We start from the raw sequence: 18,289 nt of genomic DNA, 5'->3' as shown, positions 1-18,289 counted from the left end.
CCGCGGTTGATCCAAAACCGAGCCTGATCTTCGGACGATTGGATGAGGGCCGCCCTCTGGTGGAAGTGTTGCGAGTCGGCCGAGGCAAGATGGTGTGGCCACGAGCCGATTCCTGAATACGAAACTCCATTCCTGTGCGAAGCGGATTTCACAGCGAGCGCGCCGGGGCGAATGGCTCGGGCTCGCCGACCAACTCGCCGATGCGCTAGCCACCTACAGCCGCGCCAGGGGCACCGGGCAGGCCGTGCGACAGGTGCAGGACGAGGCGGTGCCGGCGATGCAGTCGGCCTTCGAGAAGCTGCGCGATTTCTTCCACGGCTGCGACTACGCTAGGGCACTCGACGCCGCACCGCGCGATGTGCTGCCGGTGTATTTGACGGCCATCGATCATGTGCTGGGGCAGGCTGGCCTCGACGAGGCGCGGCTGGACATCCTGAGCGATGAGTTCCTGGAGCGCGTGGCCGCGCTGGAGCAGAAGAACCTCGCCCTGGAGACACTGCGCAAGCTGCTGAACGATCAAATCCGCAGCACCGAGCGCAGCAACCTGGTGCGCAGCCGCAAATTCCGCGAGGCGCTGGAAGACGCGCTGCTGCGCTACACCAACAAGGCGATCACGACGGCGGAGATGATCGCCCGTCTGATCGATCTGGCGCGGGACCTGCGCGAGGCGCAACAGCAGGGTGATGCGCTCGGGCTGAGTACCGAGGAGATCGCGTTTTACGACGCGCTGGCCGAGAACGCCTCGGCGCGCGAGGTCATGCAAAGCGACGCGCTGCGGCTGATGGCCCGCGAGCTGATCGAGATCGTGCGCCGGATGCCGAAGCTCGACTGGACGCAGCGCGAATCGGTCCGGGCCACCCTGCGGCGCAACATCCGGCGCCTGCTCGCAAAGTACGGCTACCCGCCGGATCTCGCTGAAGGCGCCACCCAGCTCGTGCTGCGGCAGGCGGAGCTGTCGACCGAGCATTCCGTCGAATAGGGGATATGTACGGAGGGAGCGACGCGCGACGGACGCGATCGGATGTCGGGATTCAACCGCGCCCAAGGCGGTATGCGATGTTTTAGTATGGGATCAGCCCCGGCAGACTTAACGAGCGTTGGAGCTGGCGCGGTTTAGTCTGCATTTCCGGGCTTCGAGCCAAACTCGAATGGATTGAGAAGCCCAACACCGAAGGAAGAGAAGTCGGAAACGTTGCGTGTGACGACGATAAGCCCTTTTACTTTCGCAATTGCGGCAATCATCGCGTCTTCGTAGAGAGTATCCGATGTCCTGTGCATGAGTTTGGCCCAGCAGCGGAACGCCGGGCCGTCCATCGGCAAGACGTTGTAAGAGTCCGTGACGAGATCAAGCCAGGATTCAATCTCTGCGGCCTTCCCGGCGTCCTGCTCACGGGTCAATTCGATGCCGGCCTGGATATCGCCAAGCGTTACGGTGGCCAGATGCAGACTGCCATCGTCGACTGAATTGATCCACGCAACAACGGCGCCGTGCGGCCGGGGCTTGCGAAGCTCGGAGACAACATTGGTGTCCAGCAGGTACATGTTGGGTCACCGCAGCGGCACGGCTTGGCGACGGCGAGCCTTGCCTCGTTGCGGCACCAGCATGTCGGTCCGGGCAGAATCCGCCAGCAGAAGCTGCTTCAGCGAGGGGCGGGCAGCCGCCTGAAGTCGGCGCCACTCATCGATGCGCACCAGCACGGCAGTTTCGGTGCCCCGTCGCGTGACCACTTGGGGGCCATCGGTCACACAGGCATCCAGAAACTCGCTGAAGCGGGCTTTTGCGTCCTGAACGGGCCAGACATGCATCGATAGGCTCCTGCAAGGCGACAAATGACTAGATCTATGACTAGTTTATTGGCTCCCGATGCGGGAATCAAGAACAAGGCGATTTCCGATAACTTCAATACGGCATTCAGATCGCCGGTGTCGCGTTGGCCTTCGGCGGGCTCGTCGGTCTGCTGCTGCCCGGGCTGTCCGCACCGCCGCTGCTCAGAGTCAGGCGGCGTCCGACTCCGGATGGCGACACTGCGCGCGCGTGACGGTTCGAGACTCGCCGAAATACTCCTCGTATCGCGCCTGTGCGGCCTCGCCGAAGAGGATCTCGCAAGCCTCCATCAGGCCCTCGGCCTCCTGGATCTGCCGGCGCGGCACCACCAGGGCGATCTTGGAGCGACGGCGCAGGAAATCCTCGAGCGTGACGATCATCTCCTGACGCTTGGCGAGCTGGATCTCGCAGCGCAGATAGTCCGTCCCCTTGATCAAGACATCGGCCCGGCGCGGATCTTCGCGGATCCGGGCGAGCAGCTCGAAGGCATGCTGGTCGTAGCGGCGCCACAGCCGGCTGGAGAGCGGCTCGATGGACTCGGGCGAGGTGTAGCTGTCCAGATTCATCAAGCGCGCCTGGTGCATATACTCCTCGTAGACCGAGCGGTGCGGCTCGCCGTACCAGCGGTACCCGGCATGCGGCAGCTCGATGCCGAGCCCCGCGACAATCCGCGCGACCTCGTTGCCGACATTGACACAGTCGGTGAGCTTGCCGCCGAAGATGGACAGATGCGCATGCGCGCGGTCGACGTCGATCTCGTGCTTGCGCGAGAGGTGCATCCAGTCGCGCCCGCTGCCGTCGTCGCCCTGGCGCTTCACCACCAACGGCCGTACCCCGCAACGCTCGGCGATGATGTCCTCGCGCCTCAGCGGTGTGGCCAACGCCACCCGCGTGTTGATGTTCTCCAGCACGAAGTCGCGATCCGCGTCGGTGACCTCGGTCTCGGGAGTGTCGACCCGGTTGTCGGTGGTGCCGATGCAGGTGCGCACGCCCATCGGGATGACGAAGAACAGCCGTCCGTCGTCGGCGAAAAAGGTCAGGATCCGCTGATGGGGCGTGATCCGCGGCACGATCAGATGGATGCCTTTGGAGAACAGGTGTTGATGCTCGGTCTGCTCCCCGGTGAGCTGATTGTGATCGTCGACGAAGGGGCCGGCGGCGTTGATCAGGATCTTGGAGCGGATCTCGAAGGTCTCGCCCGTCCGGGTATCGCGCGCACGGGTGATCCAGAGCCCCCTGTCGCGCCGCGCACCGAGTGACTCGACATAATTCGCCGCGATGCAGCCGCGATCCATCGCCGAACGTACGAACTGGAAGACGAAGCGCGAATCGTTGTCGTGCAGATAGGCATCGGAGTATTCAAACCCGCCGGCCGCCTGGTCGGTCTTCACCACCGGCTCCTCGCGGTGGATGCGGTCCTTGGCGAGGAAGCGCGGGATCCGGGTGAAGCCGTTGCCGAACAGCCAGTAGACCCAGGTGCCGAGCCACAGAAAGAAGGGCGAGAAGCGAAACCCGCGGTCGATCGTAGCAAAGAAGCGGATCTCCTTCACCCGGCTCGGATAGCTGCGGATCAACTCGTTACGGCTCAGGCACAGCTTGCGCACGAGCAGGTAATCGCCGTTCTCCAGATACTTGATACCGCCCCAGGCCAGGTTCGACGATTGCTGACTGGTGAAGCCCGCGAAATCGCGCTGATCGATCAAGGCCACCTGGGCGCCCTTGCCGGACAGCGCGGCGGCGGAGACCGCCCCATTGATCCCGCCGCCGATGATCAGGGCGTCGTAGACGACGCCTTCTCGCAGCTTGGCGATGTTGCTCTCGCGCAGCGTCATGGAATCAATCGTCATCGAGCGCCCAACCCTTGGACAGCGCGACGGCCTTGTGCCAGCGCTTGAACAAGCGTTCGCGCTTGGCCGCGTCCAAGCGCGGGTGATAGCGCACATCCAGCGCCCACTTCTCGGCGATCTCCTCGCGGCTCCCCCAAAAACCCACGGCGAGGCCCGCGAGATAGGCCGCGCCGAGCGCCGTGGTCTCGGTGATCCTCGGGACCTCGACATCGACGCCGAGGATGTCGGCCTGAAACTGCATCAGAACGCTGTTGACCGCTGCACCGCCGTCGCAGCGCAGCTCCTTGAGCCGAATCCCGGAGTCGCGCTCCATCGCCTCGATGACGTCGCGCGTTTGATAGGCCATGCTTTCGAGCACCGCACGCGCGACATGGCCCCGCGTCGTGCCCCGCGTGATCCCGATGAGCAGGCCGCGGGCATAGGGATCCCAGTGCGGCGCCCCGAGTCCCACCAGCGCCGGCACGAAATAGACCCCTTCGTTCTCGGGTACCGATCGCGCCAGCTCGCGCGTCTCGGCGGCATGACGGATCATGCCGAGCCCGTCGCGCAACCACTGCACCGCGGATCCGGTGACGAAGATCGCACCCTCGAGCGCGTATTCCACCGGCTCGTCCCCCACACCCCAGGCGATGGTCGTGAGCAGTCGCTCATCGCTCGCCACCGCTTCGGTCCCGGTATGCATCAGCACGAATGAGCCGGTCCCGTAGGTGTTCTTCGCCATCCCCGGGCTGTGGCAGGCTTGACCGAACAAGGCCGCCTGCTGATCCCCGGCGATGCCGGCGACCGGGATGCCGTGGGTACCGAAAAACATCTGCGGATCGGTCTCGCCGTAGATCTGCGAGGAGGAACGCACCTCCGGCAACATGGCGGCCGGGATCTCGAATAACTCAAGCAGATCCGGATCCCACTTCAGATCGCGAATGTTGTAGAGCAGCGTGCGTGACGCATTGGAATAGTCGGTGACGTGAACCCGGCAACCCGTCAGCCGGTACACCAGCCAGGCGTCGATGGTGCCGAAACAGATCTCGCCGCGCTCGGCCCGCTCGCGCAGACCGGGGTGGTTGTCCAGGATCCACTTCAGTTTGGTGCCGGAAAAGTAAGGGTCGATGACCAAGCCGGTCTTGGCGCGGACCATCTCCTCGAGACCGCGCGACTTGAGCTCGTCGCAATCGCGTGCGGTACGCCGATCCTGCCAGACGATCGCTCGCCCGACCGGACGACCCGAGGCACGCTCCCACACGACCGTCGTCTCGCGCTGGTTGGTGATGCCGATGGCTTTGATCTCGTCGGGCGGAACGCCGCCGCCGGCCCGCAACGCCTCCGCGATCACCTTCATCGTGATTAGCACGATCTCTTCGGCGTCGTGCTCGACCCAGCCCGGCTTGGGGTAATGCTGGGTGAGCTCGGAGTAGGCACGCGCGCGGACCGACCCGGCGTGATCGAAGATCAGCACCGTCGTGCCGGTGGTGCCCTGATCGATGGAGAGGATATAGCCACTGTTCATCTGTCGACTGGCGCCTCCAGTGGTGGTGTGACGTCTACGGATCCCTGTCGTTGTTTTTCTTTGAGGCCGACGACGCTGCCGTCCGATCGCATCGAGCCGTACCAGGCCGATCGCGGGTCGGCTGGACGATCTCGGATTGAACGACCCCGATCATCCTACCGATCCGCCGGGCATTCATGTTCGTTTGAGTGTAGTCCGTGCGGCGGCAGGTCGCTTGCCACCCGGCCCATGAGCCGCGAACCTATCGCCTGCCTCTTCTTGCGCGAGGTCATTCGGTGTACAAACCTTAGCGGCCATGTGGTCGATGATCCTCGGCGGCCTGCGCGCCTTCTCCCGGCGGGTCGCGACCCCCATGATCGAGGAGACGTCAGCGAACCAGAGAATCCGAGTCATGAATGCAAAGATCGTGACGGTCCGCCCCGAGCTTCCCACCGACACGTTGCAGCGGCTGCCCAACTTCGTGGGCATCTCCGAGGCCACGGCCGGCGCCGCGGGACTCTCGATGAACCTGGTGGTGATCCCGCCCGCAGGCGAGGCCGAGCCCCATCTGCACCTGGGTTTCGAAACCGCCATCTATCTGCTCAAGGGCCGCGTCGAGACGCGCTACGGCGAGGACCTCCGCCACTCGGTGATCAACGACGAAGGCGATTTCATCTTTATTCCGCCCGGTGTGCCCCACCAACCCAGAAATCTCAGCGACACCGAGCCCGCGCTCGCCATCGTCGCGCGCAACAACGCCAACGAGCAGGAAACCGTTCAGCTCTATCGCCCGGCCGGGAGTGAATAGGGCGGCCGGAATGCGTGATTGCAAACCAGGAGGAAACACATGCCGGGACGCTGCCGAGATTGCCTCGTGATTCTCGCCATCGCCTGGGGCGGGCTCTCGCCACCGATCGCAGCCGAAATACACAAGTGCACCAGCAAGGACGGGGAAGTCTCCTTCAGCGACGTCGCCTGCCCTCACGATGCAGTCGGGGAGACGCTGGACATCCCCGGCAAACCGGCGGGCGCCACGCGCGACCAGAGACCCGAAATGATCCCGTATCCGACGGCGCAACCTCCGGCAATCAGGCTCGATCGACAGCGAACGAGAGAACCCGCCAAAGAGCAGCAGCCGCAGACAAACACCTCGCTCATCTACCAAAGGTGGCTGATCGAAGAACGGAATGCGACGATCCGGGGGGCGATTCCACCGGAGATCAACCGGCCTCGCGAAAAGACCCGGACGGTGATCGGCAAAGATTGACCGGGAGCGGCGACCCATGCGCCATCCTCGACGTGCCGCAAGGGCTGGATTCGAGAACGCTCACGCGCGTCACCAAGCGATCGGACGCGTGCAACACCTTCGAGACCGTCGTCGGCGAGCTCGACGGTTTGCTCGATGGCCGCGTCGCCGGCCAACCATTCCAGGTAAACGGCCTGTGGTAGCAAGACCCGCTCGAAACAGGCCCCAAGCAGATCCAAGCGCTGCCCGCCCGCCAGCACGATCAGCGCGGTCGTATCGCTGACAATTGCAGCCATTCAGTTGCCGCCAAGCAGATCCAGGGTTTCCAGGTCTTCGGCCAGGTCGTAGTCGGCAATCGGAACCCCCAGCTCGGCCAGTAGTCGCATCGTCTCCGTCTTTGGCTTCTCGAACACCTGCGCCACCTGGCCCAGGCTGAGGTCACCGGTCTGGAAGGAGCACACGGCGATCCTCTTCCTGAATCCCAGATCGAGCAGGCCGTCGTCGCAGGCGGCGGCGATCCCGAACGGTTTGCCACGCCGGGTAATCAGCAGGTAGTCCCCGCTGTCGAGCACCTTGCTGAGGACACCAGGGTTGGTTTGCAGCGCTTTGATACCGACGCTCTGCATGGAAGATACTCCGCGTTAGGGGTACGTCACCTATCACCACTGTCACGTGAGCGCCGAGGCGTTGACCGCACGCGTGAGCGACTTTGCAAACACCATCAACCTCGATCCGTTTACGGTCGCCGACCGCCTGTGGACGAGAACGACGCTCGATCCGGAGGAGGAAAAATTACGCATCCCGCTCTAAACCGCGTCCAGAGCGACATGCGTAGTTTTCATTGTTCGTTTAGCTTCGGAGATATCCTTGATCCCAGTGAGACGCGGTTTAGAATTTAAGATTTTTAATACTTTAAACCGCGCCGGCTCCGACAGTCGTCGGAGCCGGTGCGGCCAAGCCATCCAACAAATTACGCATACCGCACCGGGCGCGGTTTAGACGCGGTTTAGGTGATTTCCGGGAAAGCATCGACCAACATGTAGGGGCGACTTTAGTCGCCCGGTAAGCATTGGCAACACGCACGGCCGGGATGATCATTCCCGGAAATCGCCTTAGATCTACAAATCTCCGCCACCGCGGTTAACGGCCAGGACCGGCCGCTCGCTGGTCGGCTGTGTCTGACCGGGTTACGCGCATTGCCGACACTGACGGTAACGCTTCAGATAGCTCGGTTACGTCCTGAACCGGACGCTAACGCCCCGGTTCAGCGGCCGCGGTCAGCCGTCCGCTGCAACCGGTTGTTATGCACTTCATCGCCGAATAAAGATTTCTGTGATTTCGCTACGTAGCGTACCGGTCTATTCAGCTTTTCCACCTTTCCGTCCTCGACAAGACGCTGCAACCATGCTTTGGCCTGCTGGTTTGAGACATCCAGCGCGGCGGCGACTTCGGCGTCTTTCATCTGCTTGCTCAAGAGGTTTTCAATCGCTGCCTGAACAGCTGAAAAGACCAATTCGGCCGGGGTCAATTCCGGCTGCGGCGGCTCTTTAGTCTCGGCAGCTGACGCTACCGCTCCCGATTCAATTGACGGTTGGCCTTCTGACGCTGCTGCCAGTGGCTGCGTATCTGAGACAGTTTCAGCAGGTGTTAATGGCTCGCTCTCGTTCTTAGCAAGTGGCGTGGCATCGCCGAGGATAGTCGTCGTGGGCGTGGTGTCGGCTGACTGCGATTCATCTAACAGCGAAAAGCCAACCTGTCGAGAAACGGTTGGCGACGGCACCTGCACGTTTAACACGTCAGCAAAAGAATCGACGTCTTGCGGGTTCGGCCAGGGAATCGCGCCTTTCTTTCGCAGGGCGTCTAGTCCAGCAGAGGATTCACCGGTCGAGCGGACGAATACAGTGACGAACTTTAGCTTGTCGAGCTGCTCCACTGCGCCGGTCCAAGTCCCCCCTTTGTTGAAGTCAGAATTCACCACCAGCGATGCGTCCGCCAATGCATAGATCAGCTTGTTCCGCTGCATGGCATTGCCGACGTTGAACCGGGCGCTAGGGTCATAGGGCGACATCAGTACAAGTTGACCATCGAGCAGCAGGTTGCGGTGCTCACGGTTCATGGCGGTCTTTTCCAGGCTGTCCGCCAGAACGCCACAGACCTTGCCGCCCCCTTCAAGCGCACCACGCATGGCGGCCTGATCGATGCCTTTGGCTCCGCCTGACACGAGCGTCCTGCCCGCCCTGGCAGCCAATCGCCCAACGGAGACCGTGTAGTCAATCAGTGCGTCATCCACATGGCGCGAGCCGACGACTGCAAGCCCTCCGGTTTCGAGAAAACCCGTGTCGCCACAGCCGTAGAGAACAGCCGGTGCATCTTCACGAAGGCGAGCCTTCAAGCGACGCGGATACCCGGCGTCGGCACGACTGACCACCCAAATGGCGCGTGCCTGCCAGCGCTCGATCACCTGGCTCAGCAGGAATCCGCGTCCCAACAGTCTCTGCATTCGGCTTTCGTCGATGACCGGCTGGCACGCACGCAGGATCTCATCCGCTTCTGGCGAGACTAGATCCGCTGGCTGATGCTGAATCTCGCGCAAGCGGCGGGCGAGGCGCTTGTATTCACCCGGCGAGAGCAGTTCGGATGACGCAGTGCCACCCCCGGCAATGAGTGGTGCCGTCAGCAGCAGGATCGCCTGGGTGTTGGGTGAAAGGATTGGTGTCATTCGTCGTGCCCCGCTTCCGAGAGGGCCATTGGCCACACTACGCCACTACCGCTCTTGCGGATAAGCCACGCCGACACCGTCAGCGTCCACCGCGAATCGACCATGTCATCAATCAGGAGAACCGGGCTAGGTGGGATAGGCTGGCCGTTGAGTGCCAGCGAGCCATCAATGTTGCGCGCCTGTTGTGTACTGTTTGCCATCGTTTTCTGTTCGGGCCTTGCGTCGGTTTTCGCGATCACCAAATGGAAAGGCAGCCCCAGGGCAACAGCCAAGCGTTGCGCGAAATTCGGTACCAAGTCCGGATGCCGCAGAGATGGAACGCAGGTCACCCAGGTCGGAGTTGGTTGCGGTTTCCACTCCCGGATCATCCTCACGCAGGCTGCAACCAGGTCATCGGAAAAGTGCCCGTCGTGGTATTTGCCCTGTCGAACCAAGCCGCCCCAGCCAGCGTCGCCCCATACGCATAGCGCTTTGCCGGACTCGGCCTGATGAGCGGGGTCGATGAATCCCTTGACGCCATACTGGGGCATCCCACCGTCGGGCCACTTCTTGCGCGGCTCGATCGGTAAGCTGGTTCGACGAAGAAATGCAACCGCCGCTTTGACCAGTTCGGTATCTACGGTTGTAGGCAGTGGCGGTAAGGCCGGTTCCGTGGCAACGTTTGGGTCGCCGTCGAGCGCGCCAATCAGAAAGCCCATGTGCTCACCAAACGACAGGCTTACGTAGTCCTGCATCTGCTGATGCTCGTCTCGGCGAAGCGCAGTGAGACGTTCCGCCCGATCCCAAAACGCTTCGTTCAGCGTTGCCGCTGTGAGCTGCCACTTGCTGCCTTGCTTGGCGATGGGTGCCGGCGCCTCAAGCGAGAGCAGCGCAATCGTCTTCTCAATGCGTCCCTTGCTCAGATTGACTCTGCTGAGCAGTTCAGGGACGGACAAGCCGTTGGGCTCTTCTTCAAGTGTCCCCAGGACATCGGCTACTTCCTTTCGGGTCGGGAACGCGCTCCGGATAAACCAGTCCGTGATGTCAGACTCTTCTTGGCCACTGAGGAGCACCCCATAGGCGGAGTCCCGCGCACGTCCCGCGCGACCAACCTGCTGGTAGTAGGCAACCACAGAGCCTGGCATCTGGTAGTGGATGACAAATGCCAGGTCGGGCTTGTCATAGCCCATGCCTAAGGCTGTCGTGGCAACCAGCGCTTTGACCTGGTTATTGAGCAGCGCTTGTTCGAGCTGTTCGCGACGATCACCGGTTTCTCCGGTATAGGACTCCACGTTGAAACCCTGAGTCTTCAGCCATTCCGCAACTTGATTGGCATCACGGACTGTTAGCGTATAGATAATCCCATGGCCTTGCAGCGTGGCGAGCTGTTCCGCCAGCCATGCAAGACGCTCGGCTTGGCTGGGCAGACGGATCGTCTGCAGAGAAAGCGAGGTGCGATTGAGATCACCCCGCGACACATCGAGCTTTGGCCCAAGCACCACAGAGAGATCGTCCATCACCCTGTTGTTCGCCGTCGCCGTAGTAGCGAGGAGTCGCAGATTGGGAGGCAACGTCTTAACGATCCGTTCCAGCAACCGGTAGTGAGGACGGAAGTCATGCCCCCAATCCGAGATGCAATGCGCCTCGTCAATGACAAGAAGGGAAATCTGTCCGGCGATACCCGCCAACACATTGGTGCGGAAGCGCTCGTTTGCCAGGCGCTCGGGCGAGACCAACAGAATGTCGATTTCTCCCTTGGCGAGCCTGCCCTCGACTGCCGTCCAGTCGACCATGTTGTCGGAGTTGATCGTGGCGGCGCGAACCCCCATCCGCTCTGCCGCAGCGATCTGGTTACGCATCAGCGCCAGGAGCGGCGAGATCAGCAGAGCGGGGCCGGCACCCGATTCCCGCAGTAGCTTGGTCGCGATAAAGTAGACGAAGCTCTTGCCCCACCCGGTCTTCTGAACGACCAGCAAGCGGCCTCTGCCTTCGACGATCCGACGAATAGCATCTTCTTGGCCATCACGGAAAGTCGCGCTGGGAAGTCCCGAACCTATCCTAAGCAACTGCAGCGCTCTATTCCGAGAGTAACTCATATGATTTCCTGCGGTAGATTCAGTACATAATTAGTATTCGGCGTACGAGCGGTCCCGGTATTCTGGCCCGACCGGTCAGTACTCCAAATATCCCGTTTTTGGTCTAAAAAGGTTAGGCGGCTTCTGGGACTGCACCGTTAGTGCATTAGGTGGCCATATTGCCGCCTAAACCACTAATGGCGCGGCTTGGCCCCCTAATCCTGCGACGAAAAGCGTCAACATTATGCCTAAGTCGCCGTCGGATCAACGGTATGGAACCACGCCCCTCGGTCTCGAAGCGTTCCCATATGCGGCACGCGCTGATCGTGCGTGCCACCTCCGGATGCGTAGCTTGCGGCCGCGAGGGTTCGGCGCGACAGTCCGCTCTGCGTCCGGAACGGTCGCCCGGGAAGAGACGCCGAGCGGCGGATCCGGGCCGTTATGGAAAGCTTTGCATAAGCGTCCTTATGCAAAGTTCGGGATTATGCAAAGGGAGGCGCTGCGGAGCGCGCCGACCGCCGTTGGATGGCGGCCAGACAGCGCGAAAGGCTTGCCATAATCAGAGGGTCGTTGTTGTTGCTCACTTAGTTTCACCGCCCAATTCCCGAATTATTTCGCGCGGAATGCTCGCGGTTTTCCCGCACTGATCACCCCGGTGGTGCAGTGTCGGCAGGTGGAGGAGTGCGAGGAGCCCGAGGAGCGCGAAGGCGACGTGTGGAGTGCGTCGCGGCGGTGATCGACGCGCCCGGGTCGGGCGCCTGTGGGGAGGGTGCCCGGCGGGTGGCGACCCGCCGGGCGCGGGTCGGTCAGAAGGGCAACGGATCGTCGAAGTCGGTGCCGAAGAGGTCCAGTTGGGTGACGGCGTCGGGCGGCGGGTCCGGGTCCGGATCGGTGTCCTCGCCGTCGAGCCACTGCTGCACGGCCGCTCCGTAGCGCGCCTGGATCTGCACGAGCAGTTCATCCAAACAATCCTGGACGGCCCAGGCCTGCTCGGGCGTCCAGTCCTCGGGCAGGAGGATGGTGAAGGGTTCGGGAAGCCGACTCATGGGGCGACCTCCTCGCGGGCAGTCTGCACGTGCTCGGCGGTGACCTGACGGGCCTGCTCCAGGGCGGCGCCGGTCAGCGCGTAGTGGGCCAGACGATTGACCTTGCGGGGCATGCCGCGGGTGGCCTGGAACAACGCCTCCACGGCGGGCGGTTCGAACAGCGGCAGCTCGCAGCCGGCCAGGCGCAGACGATGGGTCAGATAGGCCGGCAACTCCTCGCGGGTCAGCCCGGTCACGTGATGACGTACCACGATGCGCTGGGCGAGCGACTCGTGCACCGCCATGCTCAGACGGCGGCGCAGCTCCGTGAGCCCGACCAACAGCAGACAGAGGCGATTCTCCGAATCCATTTGGTAGTTGGTGAGCAGGCGCAGATCCTCGAGCACCTCGTTGCGCAGATGATGGGCCTCGTCGACGATCAGGACGGGGCGTTGCTTGGCCTCCAGGCTCAAGCGGGTGATCTCGGTGCGGATGGTGCGGAAGGCCGCCGCACGGTTGCGCTCCACCGGGAGTCCCAGCTCCCAACCGATGGTCTTGTACATGTCCATCACGTTGCCGGTGGAGAGCGGGATATAGAACACCCGATAGAGTCCCGGATGCAGATCGGCGGCGACCTTGCGGCAGACCGTCGTCTTGCCCGAGCCGGCCTCGCCGGTGATCAGGCCGATGGCACGCAGCTCCAGCAGATGTTTCAGGCGCGCCTCGGCCTCGGTGAGGCTGGCGGCGGCAAACAGCGCATCCGGCGGCGGAGTCAGATCGAAGGGAAAGGCCGTGAGGGCGAAGTGTTTGCGGTACATCAGCGCCCCTCCAGGGTGTCGGCATCCGTCTCGGGCAGCGCGCGCAGGCGCAGCGTCGAGGGTGCGGGCTCGGGGGCCGGGCCGTCCACGGCCAAGGTGCGCGAGGGGCGATCGCGTTTGACGAAGCAGTTCGCATACGTCTGGACCGGACGTGCCGGGTCGTGCTCCCGGCCCTCGAAGCAGACCTGAATCGGCCGTTCGGGCGGTGCGTCCGGATCGTAGCGCAGGGTAATGTTCTCCCCGACCAGGGCGGCGTCGACCTCGTAGACGACCCCGTGGAGGCTGACCGTGCGATCCTTCTGCACCTTGCGCACCGCCTCGTGCAGGAACAGATCGGCCAGATCCAGGCCGGGTTCGGGAAAGCGCACGCCCGCGCCGGTGCGCGCCCACTGCTCGAGCGGGGTAGCACCGTCCAGGCCGCGATGCGGGGTGTGGTGATACTCGCCCTCGATCCAGCCGGCGAGGCGACGATTGAGCGCCGCGAGGCTGGCCAGATCCGCCTCGGTCAGGCGGGTCAGCAGCTGGGCGCGCACGGTCTTGAACCAGCGCTCGATCTTGCCCTTGCCTTGCGGTTGATAGGGTCGGGCGTGGATCAACGCGATGCCGAGCTTGGCGCAGACCAGGGCGAGCTGCTTGGAGCGGTAATTGGCGCCGTTGTCCACATAATGTTCCGAGTCCGGTTATGTGGCCAGGAACCGTGCCAGTCCCGAATCGTCGGAAGGCGACCGGGACAGGGGGCACATAACGCTCAGAGCGATTGCAGCCAGTCCAGCAACGCCGCATCGTCGTGCCAACGGCTCTTGCACGGAAAGCCGGGCTCGGCGGCCGACGTCGGTGGCTCGCACGCCTGCATCGCAGCGGCCTTCATGGCGATGTTGATCTCCGCATAGCGGTTCGTCGTCTCCAGGCTCGCATGGCCCAGCCAAGCTCGGATGACGTTGACCTCGACCCCGGCTTCGAGCAACCCGACGGCGGCGGTGTGCCTCAGGACATGCGGCGAGATGCTCACCGGTTGGCCGTCGTGACCGCGCTTATCGAGCCCCCGGGTATGCCGACGGACGATCTTGTAGATGCCGAACCGCGTCAGCGCCAGCCCGCGCTGGGAGCGAAAGACCGCGCCGTCGGCTCCGGCATCGGCGTGCTGTTGCAGCAGTTGCTCCAGCAGCCGGACGGTGTCCTCCCACAGCGGGCAGAGGCGCCATTTGTCGCCTTTTCCGTGCAGCCGCACGCGCCGTCGGGCCAGATCCAGATGGCCTCGAGACAGGTCTGCCACCTCCTGCGCGCGGGCGCCGGTATTGTAGAGAAACAGCAGCAGCGTGCGGTCGCGTAACGCCTGCGGCCCCGTCGTGGGTAAGCCGGCGAGCAGCGCCTGCATCTCTTCGCGTTCCAGAAACACCGTCGGCGGCGGTGGACTGCGCTTGACGGGAATGGCCATGACCGCCTCGGCCTCGGCGAACTGCTCGGGCGCTTGGGTGGCGAGGAAATCGAAGAAGGTCTTCAGCGCGGCCAGACGTTGGTTGCGCGAGTGCACCTGGTTGTGGCGCTCCTGCTCGAGGAAAGTCAGAAACTGCCGCACCCGCGCCGCGGTGAGGTCTTCCGGATGCAGAGCGGTGAGCTTGACCTTGCGCGCGCGGGCGACGAACAGCAAAAACAGCCGCAGGGCATCGCGATAGCTCTTGATGGTCGCCTCCCTCACGCCTTTTGTGGCCTTGAGGTCGTGCTCGAAGAAGGCATACAGCAGCGCCCCGAGTGTGATCGTACTCATGGGCGGTATACCTCCCGCAGGGCCGGTGCGGCAAAGCGCTCGAAGCGGGTGTTGGCCTCGGCGAGCAGGGCATCGGTGATGGTCAGATAGACGGCGGTCGAGGTGGGATCGACATGCCCGAGGAAGGTCGACAGCCCGCTCAGGCGCACGTTGGGATCGACACCGCTGCGATACCACCGCAGCAGGGTGCCCACCGCAAAGGAATGGCGCAGGCAGTGCAGTCGCGGGGCGGCCACGCCCGGAGGGAGCGTCAGTTCGAGCTGCGGGAGCACCCGCTGAAAGGCGCGACTGATCGAATGGCTGCTCAGCGGCCGGCGATGATCGCGCGACACCGAGATGACCGGATCCGTCGGCGACGCCGAGCCGATGCCATCATCTGCATCCAGATACTGCAGCAGCTGTGCCTCGAGGTGTGGTCCGACGGGCACCATGCGCGTCTTGGCGAACTTGGTTTGACGGATGATCAGGCAGTGGCGCTCCCGGTCGATGTCCTGACGACAGAGTCGCGCGACCTCGCCGACGCGCAATCCCAGGCTGTACATCAACGCGAAGCTGATCCGATAGGCCGCTCCACGACGGTGGGTGCGGCGGGCATCGGGCAAGTCCGCGGCGAGGCGCATCAACTGCTCGACCTGTGCCGGCTCGAACAGAAACGGCAACAGCTGCGAGGTCGCGTGTCGCGGGCGAGTGCGCAACGGGCTCGGGCACAACAGCGCCTGGCGCTCCAGCCAATGAAAGAAGCGCTGGAGCACATTCAGTAAGTGGTTGTAGCTGCGCGCCGAGGCGCGGGGCCGTGAGCCGAGGAATGCCTCGAGCAAGGCCGGCGTGATGGCCTCCAGGCTCGCAACCTGTTGCTCGAGCAAGTAGCGATCGAGCAGTTGCAAGGTGGCCGCTTCGGTGTCGAAGCGCTTGCCGAGGGCGCGATGATGGGCCAGAAACTGCTCCATGGCATCGGCGAGTAGGCTATGCAGCGTCGTCATAGCAGCGCCTCCCCGTCACTGAAGGCCAGCTCGCGAAGCGCCTCGAGGTCGAGCTTGGTGTAGATCTGCGTCGACTTCGGATGACTGTGGCCGACATAGTCGCCGATGCTCTTGAGCGAAAACCCTGCCTCCACAAGCCGTGTCACGCAGCTATGGCGCAGGGTATGCGAGCCCGGCCGTGCGACGGCGATCCCGGCACGCTGCAGTCGTTTGCGTACGCAACCGCTGATGGCCGCATGGGTCATCGGCGTGTGCGGGGCGTGCGCGCGCAGGAACACGGCGCGCCGGGTGCTCGCGACGCGGCCGTCTTGGAGATAGGCGATCAGGGCCTCGCCGACACCGGGCGAGAGTGGATAGCTGCTGGCATGACCACCCTTGCGTGCCGGAATCATCAGCCGGTCATGGGCCCAATCCAGATCATCCAGCGTCAAGGCGGCGACCTCGCGGGCGCGCAAGCCATAGGTCGTGAACAAGACCAACAGGGCATAGTCGCGCTTGCCGAGCGCGCTGCGCCGATCCACGCCGCCCAGCAGTTGAGCGACCTCATCCCAGGTGATCGCCCGCGGCAGCGTGGCGAGTCGGTACTGGCGCGGGCTGTCGATATGCACACTCAGGTCGGTGCCGAGCAGCCCTTCACGGTGCAGATAACGCAGAAAGATGCGCAGATGCGCGCACAGAATCCCCAATGAACCCGGCGCCATCGTCGCACCGCTGGCGCTCAAGAATCCCTCCAACACGGCCGGCGACAGCGTTCCGAGCACAACCGCGCCGCAGCCTTGCAGATAGCGCTCAAAGCCGCGCAGATGGCAGGCGTATAAGGCGAGTGTGGCCGGTCGCAAACCGCGCTCCTCGCGCAACGCCTCGAAAAAGCCAGGGGCGTCCTCGGCAAAGGGCCACGGCTCGACGGCGTACCCGGGCCAGCGGTCCTGCGGCAGCAACCGGCGCAACAGTTGTCTGATCGGGTTGCGCAGCGTGTCGGCAAGGCTCCGCCCTTCGCCACGACGACCGTGGCCTTCCTCTTGGTGGTCGTGGTTGTCGAGCCATGCCTGCACGAACGGCTCGACCTGCGCCGGCAGGTCGTCCGGGCAGGTGGCCCCGTGCCGCGCAGCAAAGTCGGCGAAGTGCATCAACACCGGTACGCGACGCGTGATGCTGCTCGGCGCATAGCCGTGCTCGCTCAAGTCGCCGACGTACTCCTCGATCGCCGCGCCGAGCCAGCACGCTCGGATGCGGTCGACCGACTCGGGCTTCAGAAAGTACCGTTCCAACATGACAATCGCTCCAATGACCCAATGGAGCACTGATCATCACGCGTTTGCGGTGCGGCGTTATGTGGCGACTCTCAAGTCGCAGCGCTGATATGGCGGCCCGCTCAACGAGACAGGCCACATAACCGGACTCGGAACATTATGTGGATGGCTCAATCTGCATTCCAGACAGCTAGACAATCAGCGCTGCCAAGAGCGCCGGGAGGAGCCCCTTCCCGCGCGCACGACTGTTGTGGACGAACTGAAAAAAGCTCAGGTACATCGGGAGGTGTTCCTGAGAGATCCCGCGGTGAGGGCGCAGCCAGGAGCGCAGCAACGACCAGACGCCCTCGATGGTGTTGACGTGGACCTCATGGAAGCCATCACCGTCCTCGTCGCGGGCGTACTCTCCGCGGCTGTGGCAGACGCTGTGGTGCTCGTAACCCCATGCCGGCAAGCGGGCGTAGATGTCATACTCATCGGTGTAGAAGCGCGTCCCCTCGGCCACGCAGGCGAGGATAATGGGTTTGATGGTCTTCTGTTGGACGTTATCCAGCATCCGCAGCACCACCTCGCCGCCGCGCTGGATCAGGCCGAGAATCGGTGGCTTCTCTTTGGCCAGGGTGCCGCGACCGCGCGCCCCCTTCAGTCGGCGCCGACGGCCTTTGCGCGCTTTTTTTACCGCCTCGGGGTTCCCTTTGTGACCGGCGACCACGTACACCTCGTCGGCCTCGACCTCGCCGTCGAGCACGGGCAAGGACTGCTTGGACTCGATGCCCTCGCGCAACTGTTGCGTCATGCGCTGGGCGTCATCCTTGTGAAGGCCCAGTTCTTGGCCGATCTGCCGGTTGGACAGGTTCAAGCCCATGAAATACAGGCATAACACCCAGGTTCGCAGTGGCTGATGATGGCCGGCCAGAATCGTCTCGCTCAAATCATCGAACCAGCGCCCGCAGTCCTTGCAGCGGTACTTCTGCCGCTCGGGTTGCGTCGGATCCCGACCTTGCTTGTTGATCTCGGCCGAGGCGCAGTGCACGCAGCGCACCCCCTCGGGCCAACGCAGGGCACGGACGGTCTCGAAACATTTGGCGTCGTCGACGAGATTCTGGATGTTCAACATGGGGCGCACTGCCTGGCCACTTCGAAAGGGACAGTATTCTACCCCCACGGCCCGCCTCGTGCTGCATCCAGTGCTCTCCAAGGCTCCCCGCCTCGACTCTGTCGGGAACTGTCTGGAATGCATAAAGAGGCATGTGGATTATGTGGCATGCCACATAATC

19 protein-coding genes are annotated in these 18,289 nt (G+C 63.3%); 5 read left to right on the top strand and 14 right to left on the bottom strand.

Annotation, left to right across the window (positions count from 1 at the left end):
- The first annotated feature begins 94 nt into the window (after positions 1–94).
- Positions 95–979 (top strand): DUF3387 domain-containing protein, encoded by an 885-nt coding sequence (locus KFB96_RS20545; RefSeq protein ID WP_213501521.1) that lies wholly within the window; start codon positions 95–97, stop codon positions 977–979.
- Between the two features lie 134 nt (positions 980–1,113).
- On the opposite strand, the gene KFB96_RS20540 is transcribed toward KFB96_RS20545, so the two are convergent.
- From KFB96_RS20540 to glpK, 4 genes are all read right to left on the bottom strand, one after another.
- The gene (locus KFB96_RS20540; RefSeq protein ID WP_213460931.1) at positions 1,114–1,542 is read right to left on the bottom strand and encodes a type II toxin-antitoxin system VapC family toxin; all 429 of its coding nucleotides are present in this window, start codon (positions 1,540–1,542) and stop codon (positions 1,114–1,116) included.
- 6 nt (positions 1,543–1,548) lie between these two features.
- Positions 1,549–1,806: a type II toxin-antitoxin system Phd/YefM family antitoxin gene (locus tag KFB96_RS20535; protein WP_213460929.1), complete on the bottom strand. Its 258-nt coding sequence runs from the start codon at positions 1,804–1,806 to the stop codon at positions 1,549–1,551.
- 189 nt (positions 1,807–1,995) lie between these two features.
- Entirely contained in the window at positions 1,996–3,657 is a 1,662-nt protein-coding gene (locus KFB96_RS20530; RefSeq protein ID WP_213461258.1) for a glycerol-3-phosphate dehydrogenase/oxidase, read from the bottom strand.
- Between the two features lie 4 nt (positions 3,658–3,661).
- Positions 3,662–5,176, bottom strand: coding sequence for a glycerol kinase GlpK (glpK, locus tag KFB96_RS20525; protein WP_213460928.1), 1,515 nt, complete (start codon positions 5,174–5,176; stop codon positions 3,662–3,664).
- 391 nt (positions 5,177–5,567) lie between these two features.
- On the opposite strand from glpK, the gene KFB96_RS20520 reads away from it, so the two are divergent.
- The 3 genes from KFB96_RS20520 to KFB96_RS20510 all read left to right on the top strand — a co-directional run bounded on the left by KFB96_RS20520 (position 5,568) and on the right by KFB96_RS20510 (position 6,604).
- Complete coding sequence (locus KFB96_RS20520) at positions 5,568–5,963, top strand: cupin domain-containing protein (protein WP_213460926.1); 396 nt, start codon at positions 5,568–5,570, stop codon at positions 5,961–5,963.
- 66 nt (positions 5,964–6,029) lie between these two features.
- Positions 6,030–6,422 (top strand): DUF4124 domain-containing protein, encoded by a 393-nt coding sequence (locus KFB96_RS20515; RefSeq protein ID WP_213460924.1) that lies wholly within the window; start codon positions 6,030–6,032, stop codon positions 6,420–6,422.
- Complete coding sequence (locus tag KFB96_RS20510; RefSeq protein WP_213460922.1) at positions 6,419–6,604, top strand: hypothetical protein; 186 nt, start codon at positions 6,419–6,421, stop codon at positions 6,602–6,604. The genes KFB96_RS20515 and KFB96_RS20510 overlap by 4 nt, the downstream gene beginning before the upstream one ends.
- Before the next feature lie 93 nt (positions 6,605–6,697).
- Here the strand turns inward: KFB96_RS20510 and KFB96_RS20505 are convergent, their stop codons facing one another.
- Positions 6,698–7,027, bottom strand: coding sequence for a UPF0175 family protein (locus KFB96_RS20505; RefSeq protein WP_213460920.1), 330 nt, complete (start codon positions 7,025–7,027; stop codon positions 6,698–6,700).
- A gap of 46 nt (positions 7,028–7,073) precedes the next feature.
- On the opposite strand from KFB96_RS20505, the gene KFB96_RS20500 reads away from it, so the two are divergent.
- Complete coding sequence (locus tag KFB96_RS20500; protein WP_213460918.1) at positions 7,074–7,211, top strand: hypothetical protein; 138 nt, start codon at positions 7,074–7,076, stop codon at positions 7,209–7,211.
- Positions 7,212–7,665: 454 nt separating this feature from the next.
- Here the strand turns inward: KFB96_RS20500 and KFB96_RS20495 are convergent, their stop codons facing one another.
- The 9 genes from KFB96_RS20495 to KFB96_RS20455 all read right to left on the bottom strand — a co-directional run bounded on the left by KFB96_RS20495 (position 7,666) and on the right by KFB96_RS20455 (position 18,129).
- The gene (locus KFB96_RS20495) at positions 7,666–9,120 is read right to left on the bottom strand and encodes a DNA-processing protein DprA (RefSeq protein ID WP_213460916.1); all 1,455 of its coding nucleotides are present in this window, start codon (positions 9,118–9,120) and stop codon (positions 7,666–7,668) included.
- Positions 9,117–11,195: a RecQ family ATP-dependent DNA helicase gene (locus KFB96_RS20490; protein ID WP_213460914.1), complete on the bottom strand. Its 2,079-nt coding sequence runs from the start codon at positions 11,193–11,195 to the stop codon at positions 9,117–9,119. Before KFB96_RS20490 ends, KFB96_RS20495 begins: the two co-directional genes overlap by 4 nt.
- A 785-nt stretch (positions 11,196–11,980) precedes the next feature.
- A complete protein-coding gene (locus KFB96_RS20485) occupies positions 11,981–12,220 on the bottom strand; it encodes a hypothetical protein (protein WP_213460147.1) in 240 nt (79 codons plus the stop codon).
- The gene (locus tag KFB96_RS20480; RefSeq protein WP_213465867.1) at positions 12,217–13,017 is read right to left on the bottom strand and encodes an AAA family ATPase; all 801 of its coding nucleotides are present in this window, start codon (positions 13,015–13,017) and stop codon (positions 12,217–12,219) included. The genes KFB96_RS20485 and KFB96_RS20480 overlap by 4 nt, the downstream gene beginning before the upstream one ends.
- Positions 13,017–13,679, bottom strand: coding sequence for an integrase core domain-containing protein (locus KFB96_RS20475; RefSeq protein WP_300970612.1), 663 nt, complete (start codon positions 13,677–13,679; stop codon positions 13,017–13,019). The genes KFB96_RS20480 and KFB96_RS20475 overlap by 1 nt, the downstream gene beginning before the upstream one ends.
- A gap of 86 nt (positions 13,680–13,765) precedes the next feature.
- On the bottom strand, positions 13,766–14,782 hold the full coding sequence (locus KFB96_RS20470; protein ID WP_213460910.1) for a tyrosine-type recombinase/integrase: 1,017 nt from the start codon (positions 14,780–14,782) through the stop codon (positions 13,766–13,768).
- Entirely contained in the window at positions 14,779–15,762 is a 984-nt protein-coding gene (locus KFB96_RS20465) for a tyrosine-type recombinase/integrase (RefSeq protein ID WP_213460907.1), read from the bottom strand. Before KFB96_RS20465 ends, KFB96_RS20470 begins: the two co-directional genes overlap by 4 nt.
- Positions 15,759–17,033: a tyrosine-type recombinase/integrase gene (locus tag KFB96_RS20460; protein ID WP_213460905.1), complete on the bottom strand. Its 1,275-nt coding sequence runs from the start codon at positions 17,031–17,033 to the stop codon at positions 15,759–15,761. The genes KFB96_RS20465 and KFB96_RS20460 overlap by 4 nt, the downstream gene beginning before the upstream one ends.
- 169 nt (positions 17,034–17,202) lie before the next feature.
- Positions 17,203–18,129, bottom strand: coding sequence for an IS1595 family transposase (locus KFB96_RS20455; RefSeq protein WP_213501519.1), 927 nt, complete (start codon positions 18,127–18,129; stop codon positions 17,203–17,205).
- Positions 18,130–18,289 lie beyond the last annotated feature (160 nt).

Source organism: Thiocapsa sp. (assembly GCF_018399035.1).
Lineage (GTDB): Bacteria > Pseudomonadota > Gammaproteobacteria > Chromatiales > Chromatiaceae > Thiocapsa.
This window is presented reverse-complemented; position numbering and strand designations above follow the sequence as displayed.